Origin of the sequence: Pseudomonas parakoreensis (assembly GCF_021602155.1) — a bacterium.
Classification (GTDB): Bacteria; Pseudomonadota; Gammaproteobacteria; order Pseudomonadales; family Pseudomonadaceae; genus Aquipseudomonas; species Aquipseudomonas parakoreensis.
The window spans coordinates 379,753-402,631 of record NZ_BQHY01000004.1; the positions used below are offsets into that span (position 1 = coordinate 379,753).

The 22,879-nt window shown below is 60.5% G+C and carries 22 protein-coding genes and 1 tRNA gene; 9 read left to right on the top strand and 14 right to left on the bottom strand.

The genetic code is table 11. The annotated features are described in order from the left end of the window. Nucleotides 1-30: 30 nt before the first annotated feature. From L6D63_RS08570 to L6D63_RS08590, 5 genes are all read right to left on the bottom strand, one after another. Nucleotides 31-1,869: an amidohydrolase gene (locus L6D63_RS08570; RefSeq protein ID WP_131671229.1), complete on the bottom strand. Its 1,839-nt coding sequence runs from the start codon at nt 1,867-1,869 to the stop codon at nt 31-33. A gap of 45 nt (nt 1,870-1,914) precedes the next feature. Next, the gene (locus tag L6D63_RS08575) at nt 1,915-2,541 is read right to left on the bottom strand and encodes an antibiotic biosynthesis monooxygenase (RefSeq protein WP_108183150.1); all 627 of its coding nucleotides are present in this window, start codon (nt 2,539-2,541) and stop codon (nt 1,915-1,917) included. After that, nucleotides 2,534-2,950, bottom strand: coding sequence for a DoxX family protein (locus L6D63_RS08580; protein ID WP_047293330.1), 417 nt, complete (start codon nt 2,948-2,950; stop codon nt 2,534-2,536). The genes L6D63_RS08575 and L6D63_RS08580 overlap by 8 nt, the downstream gene beginning before the upstream one ends. 176 nt (nt 2,951-3,126) lie before the next feature. After that, entirely contained in the window at nt 3,127-4,860 is a 1,734-nt protein-coding gene (locus L6D63_RS08585; RefSeq protein ID WP_131671228.1) for an Ig-like domain-containing protein, read from the bottom strand. A 114-nt stretch (nt 4,861-4,974) separates the two neighbouring features. Continuing rightward, nucleotides 4,975-5,898, bottom strand: coding sequence for a LysR family transcriptional regulator (locus L6D63_RS08590; protein ID WP_047293329.1), 924 nt, complete (start codon nt 5,896-5,898; stop codon nt 4,975-4,977). 182 nt (nt 5,899-6,080) lie between these two features. Here L6D63_RS08590 and L6D63_RS08595 point away from each other — a divergent pair, with 182 nt between their 5' ends. Further along, nucleotides 6,081-6,512 carry a helix-turn-helix domain-containing protein gene (locus tag L6D63_RS08595; protein ID WP_095668834.1) on the top strand — a complete coding sequence of 144 codons (432 nt, stop codon included), beginning with the start codon at nt 6,081-6,083 and terminating at the stop codon, nt 6,510-6,512. 134 nt (nt 6,513-6,646) lie between these two features. After that, nucleotides 6,647-9,463 (top strand): ATP-binding protein, encoded by a 2,817-nt coding sequence (locus tag L6D63_RS08600; RefSeq protein WP_131671227.1) that lies wholly within the window; start codon nt 6,647-6,649, stop codon nt 9,461-9,463. Here the strand turns inward: L6D63_RS08600 and L6D63_RS08605 are convergent. Beyond that, nucleotides 9,419-10,876: an ATP-binding protein gene (locus L6D63_RS08605; RefSeq protein WP_131671226.1), complete on the bottom strand. Its 1,458-nt coding sequence runs from the start codon at nt 10,874-10,876 to the stop codon at nt 9,419-9,421. The two genes, L6D63_RS08600 and L6D63_RS08605, sit on opposite strands and share 45 nt — an antisense overlap. Nucleotides 10,877-11,036: 160 nt before the next feature. Then, a complete protein-coding gene (locus L6D63_RS08610; protein WP_047293323.1) occupies nt 11,037-11,987 on the bottom strand; it encodes a GlxA family transcriptional regulator in 951 nt (316 codons plus the stop codon). A 209-nt stretch (nt 11,988-12,196) separates the two neighbouring features. Between L6D63_RS08610 and L6D63_RS08615 the strand changes: the two genes are divergently transcribed. Further along, a complete protein-coding gene (locus L6D63_RS08615; RefSeq protein ID WP_131671225.1) occupies nt 12,197-12,919 on the top strand; it encodes a pirin family protein in 723 nt (240 codons plus the stop codon). A 50-nt stretch (nt 12,920-12,969) separates the two neighbouring features. Here L6D63_RS08615 and L6D63_RS08620 read toward each other — a convergent pair whose 3' ends face one another. Then, nucleotides 12,970-13,458, bottom strand: a complete 489-nt coding sequence (locus L6D63_RS08620) for a hypothetical protein (RefSeq protein ID WP_236170305.1) — start codon at nt 13,456-13,458, stop codon at nt 12,970-12,972. Between the two features lie 179 nt (nt 13,459-13,637). Then, nucleotides 13,638-14,513 carry a LysR family transcriptional regulator gene (locus tag L6D63_RS08625; RefSeq protein ID WP_131671224.1) on the bottom strand — a complete coding sequence of 292 codons (876 nt, stop codon included), beginning with the start codon at nt 14,511-14,513 and terminating at the stop codon, nt 13,638-13,640. A 110-nt stretch (nt 14,514-14,623) separates the two neighbouring features. Between L6D63_RS08625 and L6D63_RS08630 the strand changes: the two genes are divergently transcribed. From L6D63_RS08630 to L6D63_RS08640, 3 genes are all read left to right on the top strand, one after another. After that, on the top strand, nt 14,624-15,814 hold the full coding sequence (locus L6D63_RS08630) for a YbfB/YjiJ family MFS transporter (protein ID WP_131671223.1): 1,191 nt from the start codon (nt 14,624-14,626) through the stop codon (nt 15,812-15,814). A 61-nt stretch (nt 15,815-15,875) separates the two neighbouring features. Then, entirely contained in the window at nt 15,876-16,874 is a 999-nt protein-coding gene (locus L6D63_RS08635; protein WP_131671222.1) for an NAD(P)H-quinone oxidoreductase, read from the top strand. A 109-nt stretch (nt 16,875-16,983) separates the two neighbouring features. Continuing rightward, nucleotides 16,984-17,928 carry an alpha/beta hydrolase gene (locus L6D63_RS08640; RefSeq protein WP_121186235.1) on the top strand — a complete coding sequence of 315 codons (945 nt, stop codon included), beginning with the start codon at nt 16,984-16,986 and terminating at the stop codon, nt 17,926-17,928. Here L6D63_RS08640 and L6D63_RS08645 read toward each other — a convergent pair. After that, on the bottom strand, nt 17,925-19,736 hold the full coding sequence (locus tag L6D63_RS08645) for an ABC transporter ATP-binding protein (RefSeq protein ID WP_131671221.1): 1,812 nt from the start codon (nt 19,734-19,736) through the stop codon (nt 17,925-17,927). The genes L6D63_RS08640 and L6D63_RS08645 overlap by 4 nt on opposite strands. Nucleotides 19,737-19,939: 203 nt before the next feature. On the opposite strand from L6D63_RS08645, the gene L6D63_RS08650 reads away from it, so the two are divergent. Next, the gene (locus L6D63_RS08650; protein WP_047293310.1) at nt 19,940-20,353 is read left to right on the top strand and encodes a VOC family protein; all 414 of its coding nucleotides are present in this window, start codon (nt 19,940-19,942) and stop codon (nt 20,351-20,353) included. A 57-nt stretch (nt 20,354-20,410) separates the two neighbouring features. Here L6D63_RS08650 and L6D63_RS08655 read toward each other — a convergent pair whose 3' ends face one another. Further along, complete coding sequence (locus L6D63_RS08655; RefSeq protein WP_007961262.1) at nt 20,411-20,740, bottom strand: hypothetical protein; 330 nt, start codon at nt 20,738-20,740, stop codon at nt 20,411-20,413. A gap of 166 nt (nt 20,741-20,906) precedes the next feature. Between L6D63_RS08655 and L6D63_RS08660 the strand changes: the two genes are divergently transcribed. Next, nucleotides 20,907-21,182: a hypothetical protein gene (locus L6D63_RS08660; RefSeq protein ID WP_047293307.1), complete on the top strand. Its 276-nt coding sequence runs from the start codon at nt 20,907-20,909 to the stop codon at nt 21,180-21,182. A 374-nt stretch (nt 21,183-21,556) separates the two neighbouring features. Here the strand turns inward: L6D63_RS08660 and L6D63_RS08670 are convergent. Next, nucleotides 21,557-21,625, bottom strand: a tRNA-Pro gene (locus L6D63_RS08670). Between the two features lie 222 nt (nt 21,626-21,847). On the opposite strand from L6D63_RS08670, the gene L6D63_RS08675 reads away from it, so the two are divergent. Then, nucleotides 21,848-22,174: a hypothetical protein gene (locus L6D63_RS08675; RefSeq protein ID WP_047293305.1), complete on the top strand. Its 327-nt coding sequence runs from the start codon at nt 21,848-21,850 to the stop codon at nt 22,172-22,174. On the opposite strand, the gene L6D63_RS08680 is transcribed toward L6D63_RS08675, so the two are convergent. After that, a complete protein-coding gene (locus tag L6D63_RS08680; protein WP_217325314.1) occupies nt 22,146-22,670 on the bottom strand; it encodes a lysis system i-spanin subunit Rz in 525 nt (174 codons plus the stop codon). The genes L6D63_RS08675 and L6D63_RS08680 overlap by 29 nt on opposite strands. Beyond that, on the bottom strand, nt 22,670-22,879 hold a 210-nt coding region (locus L6D63_RS08685), incomplete at its 5' end, for a cell wall hydrolase (protein WP_236170306.1). The genes L6D63_RS08680 and L6D63_RS08685, both read right to left, overlap by 1 nt.

Below are 22,879 nucleotides of genomic sequence, written 5' to 3' on the forward strand. Positions count from 1 at the left end.
GACCGGGTGGCCGGCGCTTTTTTGTAGTGATCAGAACGCGAAACAGGAACAGCCGAACGCGCCCCAGAAACCGGCGAAGTCACTGACCGGTGCGTTCGACAGTCGAGCTTTTTCATGGCTGTGCGCGTGCACCGCGCAGGCACCGACGCACTGATGCACCTGCGCCTGCAAAGGCGAATTCGGGCGCCAGTGGCCCGGCACCTTGACCACCGGCGACCAGTCCGGCAACACGGGGATCGAGCGAGGGCCGAGGTCTTCGAAATCGCCGGCGGCGTAAACGATCTTGCCGCCGACCACGGTCAGCACCGACTCGATCCACTTGATCGCTTCTTCCTCGACGTGGAAGAAGTCCGCGCTCAGTGCCGCCAGATCCGCCAGTTGCCCGACCTTGATCTGGCCCTTCTTGCCCTGCTCGGACGAGAACCAGGCGCTGCCGTGGGTGAACAATTCCAGCGCAGTGGTGCGCGGCAAACCTTCTTCGTACAAGGCCAGACCGCCAACGGTGCGGCCGCTGACCATCCAGTACAGCGACGTCCACGGGTTGTAGCTGGAAACCCGCGTGGCATCGGTGCCGGCGCCCACCGGCACGCCTTCGGCGAGCATGCGTTTGATCGGTGGCGTAGCTTCGGCGGCTTTCGCGCCGTAACGGTCTACGAAGTATTCGCCCTGGAACGCCATGCGATCCTGAATCGCGATGCCGCCGCCCAGTGCCCTCACCCGCTCGATGTTCTGCGGGGTGATGGTTTCGGCATGGTCGAAGAACCACGGCAGACCGTTGAACGGAATGTCGCGGTTGACCTTCTCGAACACGTCGAGCATGCGGCTGATCGATTCGTTGTAGGTGGCGTGCAGACGGAACGGCCAGCGCTGCTCGACCAGATGGCGCACCACCGGCTCCAGTTCCTGTTCCATGCTCTGCGGCAGGTCCGGGCGCGGTTCGAGGAAGTCTTCGAAGTCGGCGGCGGAGAACACCAGCATCTCGCCGGCGCCGTTGTGCCGCAGGTAATCGTCGCCCTGGTGCAACTTGACGCTGCCGGTCCAGTTCTGGAAATCGGTCAGCTCTTCTTTCGGTTTCTGGGTGAACAGGTTGTAGGCGATGCGCACGGTCAACTGATCATCCTTGGCCAGTTGCTCGATCACCTGATAGTCGTCGGGATAGTTCTGGAAACCACCGCCGGCATCGATCGCGCTGGTCAGGCCGAGGCGATTGAGTTCGCGCATGAACTGCCGGGTCGAGTTGACCTGATAGTCCAGCGGCAACTTCGGCCCCTTGGCCAGCGTCGAGTACAGAATCATCGCGTTCGGCCGCGCCACCAGCATGCCGGTCGGATTGCCATTGGCATCGCGCACGATCTCGCCGCCCGGCGGGTTCGGTGTGTCGCGGGTGTAACCGGCAACCCGCAGTGCGGCACGGTTGAGCAGCGCGCGGTCGTACAGGTGCAAGACGAACACTGGGGTATCCGGTGCGGCCTGGTTGAGTTCTTCGAGGGTCGGCATGCGTTTTTCGGCGAACTGGAATTCGTTCCAGCCACCGACCACGCGCACCCATTGCGGGGTCGGCGTGCGGTCGGCCTGCTCCTTGAGCATGCGCAGTGCATCAGCCAGCGACGGCACGCCTTCCCAGCGCAGTTCGAGGTTGTAGTTGAGGCCGCCACGGATCAGGTGCAAGTGCGAGTCGTTGAGGCCGGGGATCACGCAGCGCCCGTGCAGGTCGATCACTTGCGTGGCCGAACCACGCAGGGCCATGGCCTGGGTGTCGTTGCCGACGACGACAAAGCGTCCGTCCTTGATCGCCACAGCACTGGCGAGGGGTTTTTCGCGGTCTACCGTATGAAATTGGCCATTGAACAGAATCAGATCGGCGTTCATCGCAGTTCCTTCGAGATAAGTGAAACGAAGTCCGTATCCGCCCCTTCAGCGCGGCGGATGGGCGTTGGATTCAAGGTGCTCATGGGGCTGAGTGGCCGCCAGCCACGGTGCGAACAAGCGAGTGGCGGCCGGCATGCAGACGTACACCACCGACAGCACGATGGTCAGGGTGATCAGGAACGTGGCGACCACATAGTTGGACAGGAATGCATTGAGTTGCAGCAGCGGCCCCCAGATCAGCGGCACCAACAAGGTGTGCGGCAGGATCACGAACAGCGTCACGACGGCCTGCTTCCAGCGTGGTGGTGGCGTGGCAGCGTCGACCAGTGGCGTGAACCAGAACTCGTTGGCCGCATTGACCTCGGTCTGGTCGCCGTCGGCGAGCATCGGCGCGGCCTCTTCGATCAGCGCCTGACGCTGTGGGGAGTCGAGCCAGCGCTGCATCGCCTCGGTCGAGCAATAACGCAGCACGCAGGTGAACAGCGCGAGGCCACCCTGTTTACTGCGCATTACGTCCACACCCAGGTGCCCTTCTTCACGCCCCGCCACGCTGACGATATTGCGCAGCCAGGCTTCGTAGGGCTGTTCGAAGCCGGCCTTGACCCGGTGCTTGACGATCAGCGTCACAGTTTCTTCGGTTCCCGGTTTTCTCAGGGACGGGGTATCAGGCATAACGAAGCACTCCGGGCAAACGCGCATTGAGCGCCAGCCGTCCAGGCCCGGCGATCAGCACAGTGGTGAAGAGGATCAACAGCAACCAGCCGAACTGCCCTTCGGCCACACTCCATTGCGGATGCACGACCAGCAGCGCCACCAGCAGAACAAAAAGAATAGGCAAGCAGGCCAATCGCGCCAGCACCCCGGCGACGATCAGCAGCGGACAGAGGACTTCAGCGAAGATCGCCAGAATCAAAGTGAGGTGGGCACCGAGGTGGAACGGGTCTTCGATCTGTTGCAGCTGCGCAGTGAAGTCCAGCAACTTGGGCAAGCCGTGGACGAACAGCAGAAACAACCCGCCGGTCACCCGCAGTAAGAGCAGGCCGAGGTTCTGCGCCTGGTCATTGCGTTGTACAGCGTTCATGGATCCACCCTTGATCAATCATTGCAGGGAATAGTGCAACGATTGATCGGGGAGAAATTGGATGGGTGTGCTCTCTTTGCTCTTGATCGATCACTCCCACGTTCTGCATGGGAATGCAGCCGGGATGCTCCGCGTCCCAACCGTCCAAACGCCGAAAACCTTATTCCCTCCTCCGGTCAGCGCGAGTCCACGATGGTGTACCGACGCGGTTCGAAAACCGTGACTGCCGTCGAGCTTGGCACTTGATCCGTTCTCACTGTGAACAGGATGCTCACCAATGTCCCGACCCCGAGCGACAGCAGATAGTCGAGCGGGAGTCCGAACGTGTAGCCTCGATTCAAGACCCAGGCCTGATGAACCGAATTGCGATCGGGTGTCCAGATACTTCGATTGTTCTCGATGCCATTGGCCGTGAAGCCCATCAGGGTGAGTTCCAGTCGTTGGCCTCTCGCTATGTGTATCCAGTTGCCGAAAGTCAGGTTCGCTCCGGTCACGATGTCCTTCTTGTCCAGTTCGAGAGTGTCTTTGGCCTCGTCGATCACTGGGGATATGAGCAAGTTGCTCGGGATCGGCAGCACGGATAGCGCCAAGGGTTGCAACTGCACCGCCGGTGCACCGCCGCGTACGTAGGAGGCGGTAGCTTCAACGGATTTACCGATGCTGAAGGCCACCAGAGAGACAGGCGCCGTTAGTTCTCTGGGCGTGGCACCCACAGCGACCGGCAGCGATGTATATGAACCTGCCGCTGGCGTGCCTTGCGCGGCGATCCAGCGCACGCTGACCAGGTCGGCAGGCTGGCTCGGATAATCGAGCACAAACGTCAGCGTATTAATGGACGCAGAAGGATTCAAATGAGTGTTGCCGGTTGATTCCTTGATCCGTACTTCGCGGTTTTCCAGAACGTTGATCGTCCGAGTATTGGATACCCCGCCACCGGCGTATTGACCTGTAAAGATGTGTGGGCCCTGGGTCAATCCAGTAACCGGAAATTTCCATACGCCCGCTATGGCCGGCGCCCTGCCCAGAGGCGCTTGCCCGTCAAACACGCTGACTTCTTCTGTCGCGGCACCGTGCAATGTGGCGCTGGTGAAAAGCGTGTCGCCATCTTCGCCGATCTCCTGATCGAGCGGATCAGTGATCCGTTCGATCCTTGGCGCGCTCACAGGATCCGTCAGGACGATGTAGTTACGATGTGCAAATGCCTGGGCATCGGACCGATCCGGACTGTTCTGCAGCCCGGCCCAAAACCTCATTGTCAACACGCTTCCATTTTGCAGACCTTGCAGCGGCGCGGCAGGGATCTTTTGTTCGTAATACCCGAGGCTGAATTCATTACCAACAATATTTTCCGGTGCTTGCCAATACCAGGCCTCCCAGACACTGCCGTCGGCTTTCACGCCTGTGAGCAGGAGCCAGAAGAACTGCTCGCGCCTGCTCAGCAGCCATGACCGGATACGTAAAGTAACCTCAGTCAGATCGCTCACATCCAAGTGAGTGCCCCCACCTTCATCGTTTGCCTCTTTGATCACCGGCAGGGGCAGATCAAGTTGGTTTATGAGCGGTATGAAGAGCGGCAAAGGTTGCGATACCACAGGAGGTTCAGTGCCACGGTAAAGCGTGTAACTGACGATGACGGTCCGACCGAGATTGAAAGCCACCAGAATATTGTTAATGTGGGTCGTGAAAGGGGGTTTAAATCCGCCGATCGGTATGCGCGGCGACGTATAGGAACCGGAACCTGGAGTCCCGGCCCACGTGATGGTAAGTAAGTCTCCTGGCAACCAAGGGAAGTCGATTATTACCGTCAGGTTGTACCGGGCGGCCGCTGGCAACAGGAAACCATTTGAACTTTCTTTAATTGCCAGTCGCGACAGATCGTCACGGGTAAGCGCAGTAATCGGCACGTCCATTTTCACTTCCCCCGAGGGCTGGCCGTTTCGGCATTGACCCATCAAACACGGAAAGGCGAGCACTCACCACTGTCAGAACTAACAGGGTGAACGCTGTTTTAGACGAACGGTCACTCACACCACTGGAACATCCAGCGACACCGACATGAACTGACTGATCCGCGACCGCAGCCATTTCTCTGCCGGGTCGTTGTCATGCACCCCGCTCCAGGCCATCGACAGTTGCGCCGCATCAATCGGAAACGGCGGATCTTCAGCTCGCAACGCACAACCTTCCACCAGCGCACACGCGGCGTAATCCGGCACGGTAGCGATCATCTCGGTGCCCGCCAACAGCGCGCGCAGGCCGCTGAACTGAGGTACACCGAGCACCACCCGGCGGCTGCGGCCGACCTTGGCCAGGTCCATGTCGATGTTGCCGCTCAGGTCCCCCGAAAACGACACCATGGCGTGAGGCCGCTCGCAGTACTCGTCAAGCGTGAGCGGCCCCGGGCGGTCGTCGCCACGCAGCACCTTGCAGGGAATGTCGCGCAGTTTCTTGCGCTTGGCGTTGGCCGGCAGATCGGTGGTGTAACTCACGCCGACGGAGATTTCCCCGGACGCCAGCAACGCCGGCATCAGCAGGTAGTTGGCGCGGCGTACGACCACGACGATACCCGGTGCCTCCTCCTGAAGGTTGCGCAGCAGCGGTGGAAACAGCCCGAACTCGGCGTCATCCGAGAGGCCGATACGGAACACATCGCAACTGGTCGCCGGGTCGAACTCCTTGGCCCGGCTGACCGCGCCGGAGATCACATCCATCGCCGGTTGCAGCTCCTGCAGAATCGCCAGCGCTCGCGCCGTCGGCTCCATGCTGCGGCCGTTGCGCAACAGCAGCGGATCATCGAACAGGTCACGCAAACGCCCCAGCGCGGCACTGACCGCCGGCTGGCCCATGAACAGTTTTTCGGCGACGCGGGTCAGGTTCTTTTCGAACATCAGCGCTTCGAAAATCACCAGCAGGTTCATGTCGACACGGCGCAGATCGTTACGGTTCATGGGCTGCAATTCCTTCTAAGACCGTTCGCAAGTGCTGAGCACTTTACCCGATCAACGGTGGTTTGCATCTGTGTCAGGCCTGCGAATTAACAACGATTAACTCGTCAGCCGGCATGTCCCTTCTTAACAATGAAGGCCTCTGCGCAGCGTTGTTTTTCACCTCCACGACACGGACACCGGCCATGGCTCCTCTACAGCAATCCGTCGCCCTCGCCCCTGCCAGCGAAACGCCCCGGCCGCTTATCGGCGGCCTCAGCCCGCAACGGGAGCGGCAGGTCAAACAACTGATCCTCGAACGCCTCGGAGAAAGCCTGGAAGTGGCCGAGCTGGCACGCGCCTGCTCATTGTCGCGCAGCCATTTCTCCCGGGCGTTCAAGGCCAGCACCGGTCTGGCGCCGCAGGACTGGATCCGCGAACAGCGCATTGCCCGCGCCAAGCTGCTGATCCGCCACACCGGCCTGAGCCTGACGCAGATCAGCCTGGAATGCGGTTTCTGTGATCAGGCACATTTCTGCCACATGTTCACCCGCAGCGAAGGGATCAATCCGTTTGCCTGGCGCTGTCAGGTCATGCGTGATGGCAACGACACCCGGACACGGCATCTGAGCTTTTGAGCGTTGCGCAAGAGCCCGGCGTTGCACTGATGGCCAAACCTGAGGAATATGCTGCGATACCTTGTAGCCGACGATCTGCGTCTTCACGCAGCGTCCATCTGCCAGGATCGCCGCATCACCGCAGGAGTGCGCTGTTGAGTCTTTCCCCGAATCAGGCCATCGGCTTCGGCCCCTATCGGATTTACACCGGACAACGATTGGTCATGGAAGGTGACCAGCCGTTGCGGCTGGGGCGGCGCGCCATGGATATTCTGCTGATGCTGCTGGCGCATGCCGGAGAAGTGGTGAGCAAGCAGCAACTGCTCGCCGGCGTATGGCCGGACACCGTCGTCGAAGACATCAATCTGCGGGTGCACATGGCCGCCCTGCGCAAGGCGCTGGGCGACGGTCAGGCCGGTCAGCGCTATATCGTGACCGTGGCCCAGCGCGGCTACAGTTTCGTTGCCCCACTGACGGTGCACGCCAACGGACAACGGCTACTGGAGGCGGCGCCCGGGCGCCACAACCTGCCGCTGCGCCGTACCCGGATGATCGGCCGCCAGTCATTGGTGGACAGCTTGATGCAGCAACTGCCGCGACAGCGCTGCATCACCCTCATCGGCCCCGGCGGCATCGGCAAGACCACCGTTGCCCTGCGCGTCGCCGAGCAGTTGCTCGGACGCTATCGCGATGGCATCCGCCTGCTGGATCTGGCGCCGCTCACCGACCCGGCGCTGATCGCCTCGCAACTGGCGACCCTGCTTGATCTGGCGGTACACGACGGCGCGCCGCTGGCGAGTGTGATCAACGATTTGCGCGAACGGCAGATGCTGCTGGTGATCGATAACTGCGAGCACCTCATCGATGCCGTGGCGCTGCTCGTCGAGAGCCTCCTGCGCGGCGCACCGCACGTACATATTCTGGCCACCAGCCGCGAAAGCCTGCGCGCTGAGGGCGAGTTCGTGCAGCGTCTGGAATCCCTCGATTGCCCGCCTGCGACGAGCCGTCTCGATCGCGAGCAGGCGATGACTTTCGCCGCCCTGCAACTGTTCGTCGAACGAACGATGGGCGCCCATGAACGCTTTGAACTGAGCGATGCCGAGCTACCCCTGGCGATGGAAATCTGCCGGCGTCTGGACGGTATTCCGCTGGCTCTGGAACTGGCAGCAGCGCAGGTCGAAAGCCTGGGCCTGAGCGGCCTGCTGGAGCAATGGCAGGATCACTTGCACCCACTGGCGGCGGGCAACCACCAGCGCCATGCGCGGCATCAAACGCTGCACGCCACGCTGGACTGGAGTTTCAATCTGCTCACCCCTTGCGAGCAGACTTGCCTGCGGCGCCTCGGGGTGTTTCGCGGCAGCTTCAGCCTGGCCTCGGCTGCGGCGGTGATCGTCGGTCAACACATCGATCCCACGCAGGTGCTCGCATCGGTCACGCAACTGGTGGGTAAATCGCTGCTGAACGTGGAAGTCGGTGATGAAGAAGTGTTTTATCGCCTGCTCGACACCACCCGCCATTACGCCCTGGAAAAACTCGAACTCAGCGGCGAACGCGAAACCCTGCGCGAACGCCACGCCGAACGCTATCTGACGTTGATGGAGCAAGCGCAGACCGAATGGGAACACACTCCGACCACACAATGGATCGAGCGCTATGCCCGAGGCCTGGAAGATCTGCGCGCTGCACTCGACTGGAGTTTGCACGGCAACGGCTCGCGCCCTCTCGGTATCCGTTTGACCGCGACGTCGGCCGCGTTGTGGCAGGAGCTGTCATTGCTCAAGGAATATGGCGCGCATGTCCGTCAGGCGTTGTCCTTGCTCAAAAGCGCGGAACAACCCTGTCCGCGCCTGCAGACAGCCTTGCAACTGGCACTCGGCAGCGCTTGTTATCACACCTGCGGCGGTTCGCCGGAAACCATTGAAGCGTTCACTCAAGCTAACGCGCTCGCGCAGCAGCACCACGACGTCGCCGCGCAATTGCGCGCAATCTCCGGCCACCTGGCGGTCAATCTCAGCTGTGGGCATTACCAGGCGGCATTGCAGCAAAGCGAACAATTCGACCGCCTCGGTGGCCACGACGACCCGCTGCTGTCATTGAGCATTCACCGCTTGCGTGTCCTTGCGCTGCACTTTGCCGGCGACCAGCCGCGCGCGCGGATCAACGCCGAGCAAGTGATTCAGCGTATGGCCCACAGTGGTTGTCGCAACCGCTTCACCCACGGCTTTGGCGTGCAGTACGACCAGAGCGTGGCTTCGTTGACCATTCTCGCCCGGGTGTTGTGGCTGCAGGGGTTTCCCGAACAGGCGTGGCGCACCGCCCGGCAGGCGCTGGATATCGCCGTGCAGATCAACCACGGAACGTCGATCTGCTACACCCTGGCATTGGCCAGCTGCCTGATTGCGCATTACAACGGCGACGCCAGGACTGCGCGCGAATTGTTGCAACTGTTGCTGGAGCAGGCGCAGAAGCACTCGGTGCTGCTGTTCTATCGCTGGGGACGGCACTATGCGCAGGTGATCGATGAACGCCTGGCCCGACCCGAGGCGCCGGCGGATAACGGGCTGATCAAGGAGCTAATGGTCACACTCGATGCCCGCCATATCGATGAAGCGCTGCTGGAGCGGGCGCACAGTGGTGCAGCAGGCTGGAGCACGGCGGAAGTGTTGCGGGCCGAGGCTGAGCGGTTATTGGCGGACGAGGCGGATTGTCCGCAGGGACGCCTTGGCGAGCAGGCAGAACACCTCCTGCAAAACGCCCTCGCCATCGCCCGTGCCCAGGGCGCGCTGGCCTGGGAACTGCGCAGCGCCACAACATTGGCCCAACTGTGGCAGCGCCAATCACGCCACCGCGAAGCACTGGAGCTGCTGACCCCGATCCATCAACGCTTCACCGAAGGCTATGCCACGCCGGACCTGCGCAAGGTGCGCTTATTGCTCGATGCGTTGCATGAACAGTTGCACACCCGCAGCTGATCGATTTGGCCTGCGGTACAGCGCACGATGGTACGCGATAGCACTCGGTTCAACGCTGGCTTCGGTCTGTTCACGGACGTAACAGCGAAGAAGATTGAGCATTCGGTAACGCACTGCATCTGCACCCCGCTCCACCGTCAGCCATGACTTGGCAGCCAGGCGTTCGATCACCGATCTCAGATGCCCACCGTCGATGACCCGCAACGCAGCCTCTTCGGTGAAGGCCATCTTGAATACCGACAGGCGCTGCAAGACCCGACGTTCGCAGGGCCGCAGATCCTGATAGCTCCAGTCCAACGCTGCGCTCATGGATTGGTGTCTTGGCTTCGCGGTGCGGCGGCCATGCCTGAGCAGGTGCAGGGCGTTGTCCAGTTGCGCTTGCAGCCCTACCAACGCCAGCGCATCGATCTGCGCGGCCGCCAGTTCAATGGCCAATGGCAAACCGTCGAGACGACGACAGAGACTGCACACGGTTTGCAGATCCTGCTCGCGCAAGCTGAAATCGTGCTGCCGGGCACGCGCGCGGCTGACCAGCAATTGCACCGCCGAATAGCCCATGAGTTCATCGACGCTGGCCGGTGTCGAGGCCTTGGGAAAGGTCAATGGCGCAATCGGTTGCAGGGTTTCCAGATTGGCCTGTAACGGTTCGCGACTGGTGACCAGCAGCGCCAGCCGCGGCGCCGCCAGTTGCAGTCGCTCCACCAATGCCCGGCATGAGTCACGACACCGCTCGCTGTTATCCAGCAGCAGCAAGGCATGACGCGACGCTAACGCATCGAACGAAAGGTCGAGGGTGCGCAACAGATGTTCAAGCAGTGACGGCGCATCATCGAGCATGGACAGATCGATGTACCAGACGCCGTCGCGGTAATGCTGCAACAGCAATTCGGCCACCCGCAGCGCCACCGTGGATTTGCCGATGCCGGCCGGGCCGGTCAGTGTCATCAAGCGGCACAGGGGCATTTGCCGGACCAGACGGCCCACCAGCGCATCGCGGCCGATGACCGGAGTCAAGCGGGCGGGCAGATTCTGTTGCGGCGTCTGCAAGCTGTCGAACACGACCTGCGCGACGCTGTCGCCGTGCACCGGCGCGATAAAGCTGTAACCACATTGCGGCACGTTGACGATATAGCGCTGGCCCTTCTCGCCATCGCCCAGCGCCCGGCGCAACGCGGCGATGTGCACCCGCAGGTTGATCTCTTCGACCACACTGTCCGGCCACACGCGGGCGATCAACAGCTCCTTGCGGACGACGCGACCGGCGTGTTCGACCAGCACCTGCAAAATATCGAGGGCGCGGCCGCCCATGCGCAATGGTCGATCCCCGTCGAGGATCAGCCGTTGGCGCAGATGAAAGGCGTATGGCCCGAAATACAACACCGATGCAGCGGGTAAATCTTTGTGGCTGTTCATGCCGTTTTCCAGCGCCAACGCGCGCGGGCAGCATGCCCTCGGCGCTCAGCGCGTCTCCCTTCCAAGCGTTACCGTTTATCTTGGCAGGCGCAGGTGACGGTACAACCTCCGTACAGGGCGCAACACGGACATCCGGATGCACCGGACGGACACAACCGCTCTAGCTGAACTGTTCGCGGTATTGCGCCGGGGTCAGGCCGAGCTTTTCCGCAAACAGAAAACGCATATGGCGCACACTGCCGAAACCACTTTTGTAGGCCACGGTCTTCAACGGCAGCTCAGTGGTTTCCAGCAGATTACGCGCGCAATCGATCCGGGCGTTTTGCAAAAACTCCATCGGCGTCATGTTCACATCCCGCGCAAACAGCCGCGCAAAATGCCGGGTACTCATGTTCGCCAGCCCCGCCATGCGCTCGACGGTAAAGGCTTCGTCGAGATGCTCCAGCACATGGTTCTGCACGCGGGTGATCGCGGTTTCCTGTGGCGCCACTGCGGCCATCAACGGACTGAACTGCGCTTGCCCGCCCTGACGTTTCATCACCACCAGCAGCACCTTGGCCACGTCCTGAGCGAGCTTTTTTCCGTGATCCCGGGCGACTACGGCCAATGCCAGATCGATGCCGGCGGTCACGCCTCCCGAAGTAATCAGATTGCGGTCTTCGGTGTAAATCTGGTCGGTTTCCACCTGCGCCTTGGGGAACGCCTTGATCAAACGTTCGGTGTAGTTCCAGTGAGTGGTCACGCGATAACCGTCGAGCAGACCGGCATGCCCGAGCACAAACGCTCCGGTGCAGATCGAACCGTAGCAACCGGACTGCCCCACCGAGCGTTGCAACCAGGCAAGCAGCGCCGGGTGTTTTTCGTTATAGGCACCCGGTCCACCCGGTACCAGCAGCAGGTCGAAGGCCTGGGCCGGGTCGTCAATATGGCGGTCGGTCTGCACCTGCACACCATTGGAAGCTCGCAGCATCCCGTGCTCAGTGCCCAGGGTGATCAATTGGTAGTGATCTTCGGGTTTCAAGTAGCGATTGGCGACCGAAAACACCTCCATGGGGCCGGCCATGTCGAGCAGGAGAAAGTCGGGGAACAGCACCATTGCCACGGTTTTCATGGGTGAACATCACTGAAATCAAGGGAAGGAACAGACCCGCATTATGGCCAAGTGCATGACATCCGGCGAAAAGAATGCGTGATCGACTCCACAAAACTGTCAACCTGAGCAGGACAGTATTTCAATTTCGATCTACTTATTGCCTCAGCCGATTAACAGTAACCTTCTCCTCACTCGGACGAATCAACGTCCTGCAAGGAGAATTCATCATGCTGACCCTTCGCAAAGCTTCCGAACGCGGCCTCGCCAATCATGGCTGGTTGAAGTCCTTCCACACCTTTTCCTTCGCCAGCTACCGCGACCCGCGCGAACAGGGTTTTTCCGACCTGCTGGTGATCAACGATGACCGCGTGGCGGCCGGCAAGGGTTTCGGCCAGCACCCGCACCGCGACATGGAGATCTTTTCCTACGTGCTTGAAGGTGCGCTGGAGCATAAGGATACCTTGGGCACCGGCTCGGTGATCCGCCCTGGCGACGTACAACTGATGAGCGCCGGCAGTGGCGTGGCCCACAGCGAATTCAACCATTCGGCCACCCGTCCAGTGCACTTTCTGCAGATCTGGATCGTGCCGGAAGTGGCGGGTGCCAAGCCGCGCTACCAGCAGGAGCACTTCAGCACGCAGAAAAAACGCGGTCGCCTGCAACTGATTATCTCGCCGGACGGTAGCGATGGTTCGCTGACAGTGCGCCAGGATGCGCGGGTTTACGCCGGGTTGTTCGATGGCAAGGAAAGCGCGACGCTGGAACTGCCCGCCAACCGTTACGCCTACGTGCATGTGGCGCGTGGCAGCGTTGAAATCAACGGCCAGTTGCTGCAGGAAGGTGACGGCGTGCGGGTTCGCGAGGAACAGGCGTTGACCCTGAGCAATGGCGTGGATGCCGAAGTACTGGTGTTTGACTTGCGTCCGCAAGAGCTGCCACAAATGCCATGAGGCAGGGGTTTTCAATGGCAACAAAAACGGCCTTCGATTGAAGGCCGTTTTTATTTTGGCAGCACCGATGATGGCTGCTCGGCAGGCGTGGCTGCACCGACATCCTTGCCCGCCTGAACCGCCGCCAACGTTGTTTGTACCGCTACATAAAGGTTGGCCTGGCTGGCGAAATACCCACCCACGACAATGCTGACCACGCCAAACAAATGCACAGCCGTTGCCATCCAGACATTGGCATTCACGGTGCCGGCCTTTTTGAGCGCCTCTCTGGATTCAATGGCAATGCCTTGAATCATTGAGTCGTAACGTTTATCCCGCTCGAACTGGATGCGCTCAATAGCCTTGTCTCGCACTGTCTGAGAGCCAAGGAACTCTCGGATATCTGCGTGCACTCGCTCTACGCGAGCATCCATTCTTGCCTCGATGGTCTCGATCCTCGCGTTGAATTCTTCACGGCTGATTGCGTTCATGGCTGATGTGTTACGACCTCTGCTCAATGTGTCAGTGCTTTGATATTGCTCGAATTCCCTGGCTTTCAATCCGATCCCTTCCCTGGGTTACCGATACCTGTTCTGGCGCATCACTCACACCGATTTCCTGGCGCTGCAAGTTGCATCAACAGTAGGGCTGGCGCTCCAAGCCCACAAGCCGGCAGATTCTGCTGTGGGTGTAGGGCGTTTCGTCAGACGATGTAGCTTCTCCAAAGCGCTTTGAGCCGTCACTCATTCTCCAGTGCAAACGCCTCGACAATCTGCTCAATCACCGCCCTGACCCGTGCGGTGTGGCGCAAGTCCGCATGGGTCACCAGCCAGACCTCATACGGTTGCGGGCGATTGCGCTCCGGCCAAAGCCTGATCAGGCCATCGCGCTCGCCCATATACACCGGAATTTCTCCTACGCCCAGGCCAGCCGCAATCGAGCGCCGTACCAGCAGACTGGAGCTCAGGCTGGCGACGATACGCCCGCGCTGCAGCGGTTCGCAAACCAGCGTCATGTCCTTGTGCGTCTGCAAATACGGTTGATAGACCACCAGATCATGGCCTTCGAACGCCGTACCCTGCGGCGGGATGCCATGGGCGTCGATATACGCCTGTGAAGCGAACAACCCCACGGGCCAGCGCGCAATCCGCCGCGCGATCAGATCGGGATTGTCAGGCCGGGTATTGCGCACGGCGATGTCGGCCTCGCGCTTGGCCAGGCTGAGGATCTGCGTGGAGGCGTCCAGTTGCACACGCACGTCCGGGTGCTGCGCGTGCAGGCGACTAATGGCCGGAATCAGAAAGTCGATGGCCAGCGAGTCGGTGGTGCTGACGCGTACGGTGCCGGTCAGACGATCATCCAGGCCCTGAATCTGCCGCTCAAGTTCCAGCGCCGACTGCTCCATTTTTTCCACGCTTTTGAGCGCGGCTTCGCCGACTGCAGTCAGTGCGTAGCCGTCGGAGGTGCGCAGGAACAAGGTCGCGCTCAGGGACTTTTCCAACGCCGTGATCCGGCGCCCGACAGTCGCCTGATCCACCCCCAGAACCCGCGCTGCACCGCGTAAGGTCGACTCTCTGCATACCGCGAGAAATACCCGCGCATCATCCCAGTTCATGTTGTACCGCCCGATGCGAATTTGCATCACTATAAAGCCAAATCGCTGCATTACCGCAGCAAAGATAGTCGATATCCTGAGCGCCTCAGAACTTCCTCAGGATGGCTGTCATGCGTACATCGACCTCAGCGTTACCGATTTTCTCGGGACTCTGCGCCAGCCTGGTCGGCATTGGTCTGGCGCGTTTTGCCTATACACCGCTTATTCCCTCGCTGATTCAGGCGCAGTGGTTTTCTGCCAACGACGTGGTCTACCTTGGCGCAGCCAATCTGGTCGGCTATCTGATCGGCGCCCTGCTCGGCCGGCCGCTAGCGCGGCAACTGGGCAATAAAAACGCCCTGCGACTGATGATGCTGCTGGTCACCGCAGCGTTTTTTGCCTGTGCATTTCCATTGTCGGTGAGCTGGTTCTTTGGCTGGCGGTTGCTGTCGGGGATTACCGGCGGCGCAATTATGGTGCTGGTGGCGGCGACTGTACTGCCCCATGTGCCGGCATCCCGCAAAGGACTGGCCAGCGGTGCGATTTTTCTCGGTATCGGCCTGGGGATTGCCGCCTCCGGGACCATCGTCCCGCCCTTGTTGAATATGGGCCTGCACGCCACCTGGTTGGGACTGGGCGGATTGTCGTTGTTGCTGACCGTAACAAGCTGGTTTGGCTGGCCTGCTGATCTACCACAACCGACCGCCATTCACGCAGGCGCGACGGTTGAGCCAACCCCTTCCGCCGTCTATTTACTGTTCGGACAATACGCATTCATGGCCGCAGGACTGGTGCCGGCCATGGTGTTTCTGGTGGATTACGTCGCTCGTGGGCTCGGTGCCGGGGCGCAAATTGGCGCACTGGTTTGGGTGATGTATGGCCTGGGCGCAATTGTCGGCCCGGTAAGTTATGGCTTTCTCGCGGATCGGCTTGGCGCGCGGATGGGGATTCGGCTGGTATTGCTGGTACAGGCGATTGCACTGGGACTGCTGGCGGTTTCCCAGTCCTTCATGGCGTTGGCCGTGCTGGCAGTAATCATCGGCTCATTCCCGCCCGGGATCGTCCCGCTGGCCCTGGCCCGCGTGCATGAACTGGTGCCGGATCACCATCGCCAGCAAATCGCCTGGAGCCGCGCCACCGTATCGTTTGCCACGTTTCAGGCGCTGGCCGGATTCGCCTATTCGGCACTGTTCAATGCCACGGGCGGTCAGCACGCAATGCTCTTCGTGATCGCCGCAGGGGCGATTGCCGTGGCGATCTTGTTGGAGCATGCCCTGAAATGGCTGCCCTCAGCGACTGAACCACGCGTCTGTGAAAATTGAAGGGAATCATTGCCTGCGGGCTGTGCTCCCATCTTCAGAACCTCAAGCAACAGGAATCGACATGACCTTGCCCAGCGAAATGACCCGTATCGAAATCACTCAACCTGGTGGCCCCGAAGTCTTGCAAGCCAAGCGTGTGCCCCCGCCCGTCGCCGCAGCCGGCGAAGTGCTGATTCGCGTGCATGCCGCCGGGATCAACCGCCCCGACGCCCTGCAACGGGCAGGCAAGTACCCGATGAAGCCGGGCATGAATCCGATTCCCGGTCTGGAAGTGGCCGGCGAAGTGGTGGCGCTGGGTGCGGGGGTCAGTCAGTTTGCCGTGGGGGACAAAGTTTGCGCGCTGACCAACGGCGGCGGTTACGCTGAATACTGCACGGTGCCGGCCGGGCAGACCTTGCCGATCCCCGAAGGTCTGGACTGGGTGCAGGCCGCCGCGATCCCCGAAACGTTCTTTACCGTGTGGGCCAACCTGTTCGGTCTCGGCAACGCTCAACGTGGTCAGCGCGTGCTGATCCACGGTGGCACCAGCGGCATCGGTACCACCGCACTGATGCTGTGCCGTGAATTCGGCATCGAAGCCTTTGCCACGGCCGGCAGTGCCGATAAATGCGCGGCAATCAGCAAACTGGGTGGGCAACCGATCAATTATCGCGAGCAGGATTTCGCCACGGTCATCGCCGAAAAGACCGCGGGGCACGGCGTGAATGCGGTCCTGGACATCATGGGCGCCTCGTACCTCAACGGTAATGTCAGCGCACTGGCGATGGATGGCCGATTGGTGATGCTCGGCTTTCTCGGCGGCGGCAAGGCCAACGACATCGACCTGCTGGCAATCATGGCCAAACGGGCAGTGATCACCGGTTCGCTGCTGCGTGCGCGAACCACAGAGGAAAAGGCCGAGATTGCCGGGCAACTGCGCGAACATGTTTGGCCAGCGCTGGCCGCCGGGCGCTGCCTGCCGATCATCGACAAGGTCTACTCGCTGCACGAGGCGGCCCAGGCGCATACACGCATGGAAGGTGGCGACCATATCGGCAAAATCGTCCTGCGGGTGAACTGAGCTGCAGCATCTTGTAATCGTTGCGAGGAGACGGTGGTCGAAAAACTCACGCGCAGATCAAGGCATCTGGTAAAAAGCCTTCTTTGTCTGCGCCGTGGTGAATCGTTTAATGTTCCTGTCCTTCATGACGCGTTTGCGTCGTCGCCGTCTGGCGTTCGCCTGCATGGCTGCGCTGATCATTGGCGTACCGACGAGTTGTGCGGTGCTCGAACACACCGAGCGCAAGCTGCTGTTTCGCATCGAACCGGGCACGGCCGGCTGGTATCGCGGCTTGCCGGGCAGCGTGCAGGAACTCGACCTGCAGCCCAAGAGCTTCAAGGCCGGGGAGAATATTCATGCCTGGTGGTGGCCGGCGGAAAAAGCCAATGCACCGGCCATTCTTTATCTGCATGGCGTGCGCTGGAACCTCACCGGGCAGCTGTTCCGCATCGAACAATTGCGCGCGGCCGGCTACTCGGTACTGGCCATCGACTACCGCGGTTTCGGTCAGAGCAAGGGCGATCTGCCTTCGGAAAGCAGCGTGTACGAAGACGCCCGTGTGGCGTGGGAGCGCTTCAAACTGCTGCAGCCCGACCCGAGCAAGCGCCTGATCTACGGTCACTCGCTAGGCGGTGCCGTGGCCATTGATCTGGCGGCAGAGCTCGGCCAGGACGCCGCGCGGGACCATGCACCGCTTCCGGTCAAGGGTCTGGTGATCGAGTCGACCTTCACCTCCCTCGCCGACGTGGCCGCCGCCGTGGCCAACACCTCGCTACCGGTGCGCTGGCTGCTGTCGCAGAAATTCGACTCCATCGACAAGATCGCCGAGATTCACATGCCGCTGTTGGTAGTGCACGGCATGGCCGACGCGTTCGTGCCGCCACGCTTCAGCGAGCAACTGTTCAACGCCGCCCGACAACCGAAACGACTGCTGCTGGTGCCAGGCGCGACCCACAACAACAGCATGGCACTGGGCGGACAGAATTATCGCAAGGCGATCGATGCGCTGATGCAATCAAAACCCGCGCCGCGCGTGGCCGGCCCGGCAATGGCCCGCAACGCACAGGACTCCTAGCGATAGCCGCGAGCCTGCAGATCGAACAATTTGGCGTAGCGTCCATTGGCGGCAATCAGGCTGTCGTGACCGCCCTGCTCCAGTATCCGTCCGGCCTCCAGCACAATGATCTGATCGGCGTTGCGCACACTGGAAAAGCGATGGGAAATCAGCAGGGTCATGCGACCTTCGCTGTGCTGGCTGAAATGCTCGAACACTGCCGCTTCCGCTGCCGGATCCAGGGCCGAGGTCGGCTCGTCGAGAATCAGGATATCGGCATCGCGGCGCATGTAGGCCCGGGACAAGGCAATCTTCTGCCATTGCCCACCCGACAACTCCTGACCACCAGCAAACCAGCGGCCCAACTGTGTGGCGTAGCCGCGGTCGAGCCCTTCAATGAACGGCGCGGCCATGCCTTCGGTAGCCGCAGCCTTCCAGCGTGATTCTTCATTGAACGCCAGGGTATCGCCAACGCCAATGTTTTCACCCACGGTGAACTGATAGCGGATGTAGTCCTGGAAAATCACGCCGATGCGCCGGCGCAAAGTGGTTTCTTCCCAATCCTGCAAGTCACTGCCATCAAGCAGGATGCGCCCTTGATCCGGCCGATACAGGCGGGTCAGCAGTTTGATCAGGGTGGTCTTGCCTGAACCGTTCTCCCCCACCAGCGCCACGCTCCTGCCCGGCACCAGGTGTAGGTCAATGCCTTCCAGTGCCGCGCGAATGGCGCCCGGATAACGAAAACCGACGTTTTCAAAGCGCAGGCCATCGCCCGGGTGCGCGCCGAGGGTGAGATGACCGGAATCGGCCAGCACCGGCTCAGCCAGGTATTCGTAAAGGTTCGACAGGTACAAACCGTCTTCATACAAGCCGCTGATTGCGCTCAGACTGCTACTGACCGCGCTTTGCCCCTGCTTGAATAACACCAGGTACATGGTCATTTGGCCGAGACTGATATTGCCGTGCACGGCATCGATCACCACCCACGCATAGGCCAGGTAGAACGCCCCGGTGCCGAGCAAGCCGAGACCAAAACCCCAGCCATCGCGACGCAAGGTCAGGCGCCGATCCTCGGCATAGAGCTTGGCGAACGTGTCCCGATAACGCTGCAGCAGCAACGGTGCAAAGCCGAACAACTTGACCTCTTTGATATAAGCCTCGTGGGACAGCAAGGTTTCGATGTAATTTTGCTGCCGACTTTCCGGGGCCCGGCGGGTAAACAAGCGGAAAGCATCGCCGGAAAAATGTGCCTCGGCAAAGAACACCGGCAACGCGCCGATCACCAGCAACAGCAGTGCCCACGGCGAAAAGTGCACCAGCAGCACACCAAAGCTGATCAGCATGATCAGGTTCTGGATCAGCCCCAGCGACTTCATCACCAACGCCAGCGGTCGAGTCGAGGCTTCGCGGCGTACGCGCACCAGCTTGTCGTAGAATTCGGAGTTCTCGAACTGCACCAGCGACAGGGTCTGGGCCTTTTCCAGAATCAGCGTGTTGACCTTCTGCCCCAACTGCACCCGCAGCAGCGACTGCTGGACCGACAATGCCCGCTGTGCGCCGGACAACAGCGCCAATACCCCCGCCTCCAGCAGGACATAACGCAACACCGGCCACAGCGGGGCATCGCCCTGCTGCGCGTGCAACTGCATCGCCGTCACCACCGCATCGACAATACGCTGCCCCAGCCACGCGGCCAGCGCCGGCAGCACGCCGGCAATCAGGGTCGCCAGCACCAGCCCCAGAAACAATCCGCGTGATGTCGCCCAAACCAATAGCAAGGCGCGCCGGGCCTGATCGAACAGGGCGTTGAAGCGGGAAATCAAAGGCATGGCAGATCAAGCTCGACAGGTCGTACAGGGTGTCATGGTACTCCGCAGGATTTGTCCGTGCTGAAACCCGGTGTTTTCAGAAGAAAAACATCTGGAAAAACTCCGGCCGTTGCGACGTCCAATGCTCTGCTATGTTTTTAACCGCCTTTCGCGGAACCTGGCGAAAATCGCCGCTCTCCGCGCCTACTGCCAGGAGCGCAACCATGCGAATCAATCCCTATCTGATCTTCAACGGCAACTGCCGCGAAGCCTTCACTTTTTACGAACAAGCCTTGCAGGGCAAACTCGAAGCGATGATGACTTTCGGCGAAACACCCGCCGCCGAACACGTACCGAAAGAGCACCACAACCTGGTCATCCATACCTGCCTGAAAGTCGGCGATCAGATGATCATGGCCTCCGACACCACGCCCGACCGGCCAACCGGAGGCATGAGCGGTTGCTCGATTTCCCTCAACGTCGACAGCATTACCGAAGCCGAGCGAGTGTTTAATGCACTGGCCAAGGACGGTCGCGTCGACATGCCGCTGGAGGCGACGTTCTGGGCCGCCCGGTTCGGCATGCTGGTCGATCGCTTTGGGGTCTCCTGGATGGTCAATTGCGAGAGCGACAAGTGACGCTGACGTTTCGTCAGGCATGAAAAAGCCCAACCGTTTCAGGTTGGGCTTTTGGGTTTATCGCTGGGCCAGTTCATGCCGCACACATTGTTCGTAATAAGTCTGCTTGACTGCCGCCGGCTTGAGCTTCGAGGTGCTGTTGTAGGTCTGCTCGGTAATGCCCATCGCCGTCATGCGCATCCACGGTTGCTGGAACTTGCGCACCTGCAATTGCTTGCGCGCGCCATACAACGAGATCCCCGACAGCTTCGACTGTTGCGCCCCGGCGGCGATGTCCGAGCCCCAGGTACAGGCAAACCGATGACTCTTGCTCAACTCCCTCGCTTCAATGGCCGAAGCAAAGGCAGCCAGGGAAAGCGTTGCAACGGTTATGACAATCGTCCGCATATAGCCAACCTAACCTTTTGAAAAAAGGCGATTTTGCCGAGGAAGCTCAGACCTGGGGGCCAGCAAATTGCCGCATGGCGCGCAAAGCCAGCCGTTCGTCCAATGAGCAGCACCTTGGCGAGCCTGGTGCCTCCAATGCGGTACACCCCCCAACAAGGCCGGAAAAATGGACAACAAGATTGCAACCCTGATGCTTGCAAGCCTGATGCTGGCTGGCTCTGCCTTGACACTGGCAACCGAGAAAGCAGGATCAGCCGCACCGCCCACGGCCATCCCAGGCGTCAATCAATCCAGCAACACATCTGAATCAAACGAAGAAAAAGCCAACAAGAAAGGTGAAGAAGCCTCAGGCTCGAACTCGGGCGCAGAATCGAAAGAAACCGAGAAAGACGCGGCAACCTCCAGCGACTCGGAAGATATTCAGAGCAAGACAAAGCAGTAACCACTGGATTGACCGACAGCGAACGCCGATCATGCTGGGCATCGCCAATCCCCTGCAGATGAATGAAAGTATGCCCAGCAAATAAGCGCAAACCCAGGCACCCGCGACCGCCGCTGACATCGAACGCTCGATCCAGGCCCTGAACAAAATGGCGGAACGTTTATGGGGCGATGGCCGAGAGTCAGAAGCAAAGGCACTTCTGGATGCACTGGATGCATTGAGCCGGGCGCTGGACCGGATCAGGATTGGTGAGAGCCGTAGGGTTCTGCATTGAGGCGTGGCTTTTTGGCTGGGCACAGCATAGTCGTCCCGCAAAACTCACGCGCATGAAAAAGGCCAATGTCATTAACATTGGCCTAAGTCATTGAAATATATGGTCGGGACGGAGTGATTCGAACACTCGACCCCTAGCACCCCATGCAAGCGGACTGATCCACAGCCCGCCAAACCAGAGGCTTCGCGCCGGGCGCTCGCTGCAACGATGCCTAACCGTGCGCAACTGTGTTTTACAAAGTCACTCGAAAAGTCACTGAGCCTTTTTGGCACCATCCCGGCGTTCTGCCGACCGTCACCAATCCAAAATCCTACAGCTCGTCGCTTCACCCTCGCCCACCTACCGCACCTCGATTACTGTATATGCAACCAGTAATCAGCAAGGCATTCCCGTGGACCCCCTCTATATAGAAGACACCGACGATTGGCTCGGTAACCCGACTTCGCTCGAAACCTGCCGGCACCAGCTCAGGATGTACGAAAACGAATTCGAAGCGCTCACCCTCAAGCTCGATCGGGCGCTTGAAAATATCGAGGGCTTGGTTCGTGACAATGATGCGCTCACCCAGGAGAGAAATTCCCTTAGGGCAAAGCTTCAGTACGCCGAGGGGGACTTACTGAGCGAAAGGGGCAGGTTTGCGGACGTGGCCCACCAGAGAGACCATCTATTCCATGAAAACCAGCGACTGCTCAGGGAGTTGCGTGAGATGAAGAGCTGACCGCCTTCACATACGCCTGACACGCCTGCAGGGCAATCAGCCCCCGGTCGCCGGTGTCGGTGATGGCGATAATTCGTTGAGCATGCGCCGGGTCAAGTCGGGCTCGTACGGCTGCATGATCCAAGCCGCCGGTGCTGGAGGTGGTTGGCACGTCGCAGCCTTTGGCAGCGTCGGTTGCGTCGAGGAGGACTGACAGCCGCAAATCAGAAGTGGCAAGGCGATCGCGAAGACGATCTTGGTCACGTTGGGCATCGGTCATTTTCCTGAAGTGGGTTTGCTCACTGGACGCCAGCTTCTGCTCGAGCACCAGCCGTTTGTCCTGCTCGGCCTGCTGTGCAGTGGCCGCGGCCTGGGTCAGTTGATTGAGGATTTCGGCGTGCTGCTGGGACTGCTCGGCCAACTGCTTGCCGTAGCGCCAGTCCTGAAACTGCCAGGCGCTGCCAGCGCCGATCAGCACCAGCGCCAGCACGCCAACCGCTTTCCACGGAACGACCATCACGGCACATCCCTGAAGAAGACGTGCCCACCCAAACTGAGCGTCTGCTTGGCCTTCGCCGCCCAGGCCGGCGCCTTGATGTTGGTAGCGTAGTAATGCGTGGCGCCGCCGGTGGGATCCGGCACCTTGCCGTCGATCACTTGATCAGCAGCGATTCGGCATTGCGCCAGCTCGCGAAACGGGATTTCCTTTACGCCGATCAGGAACTG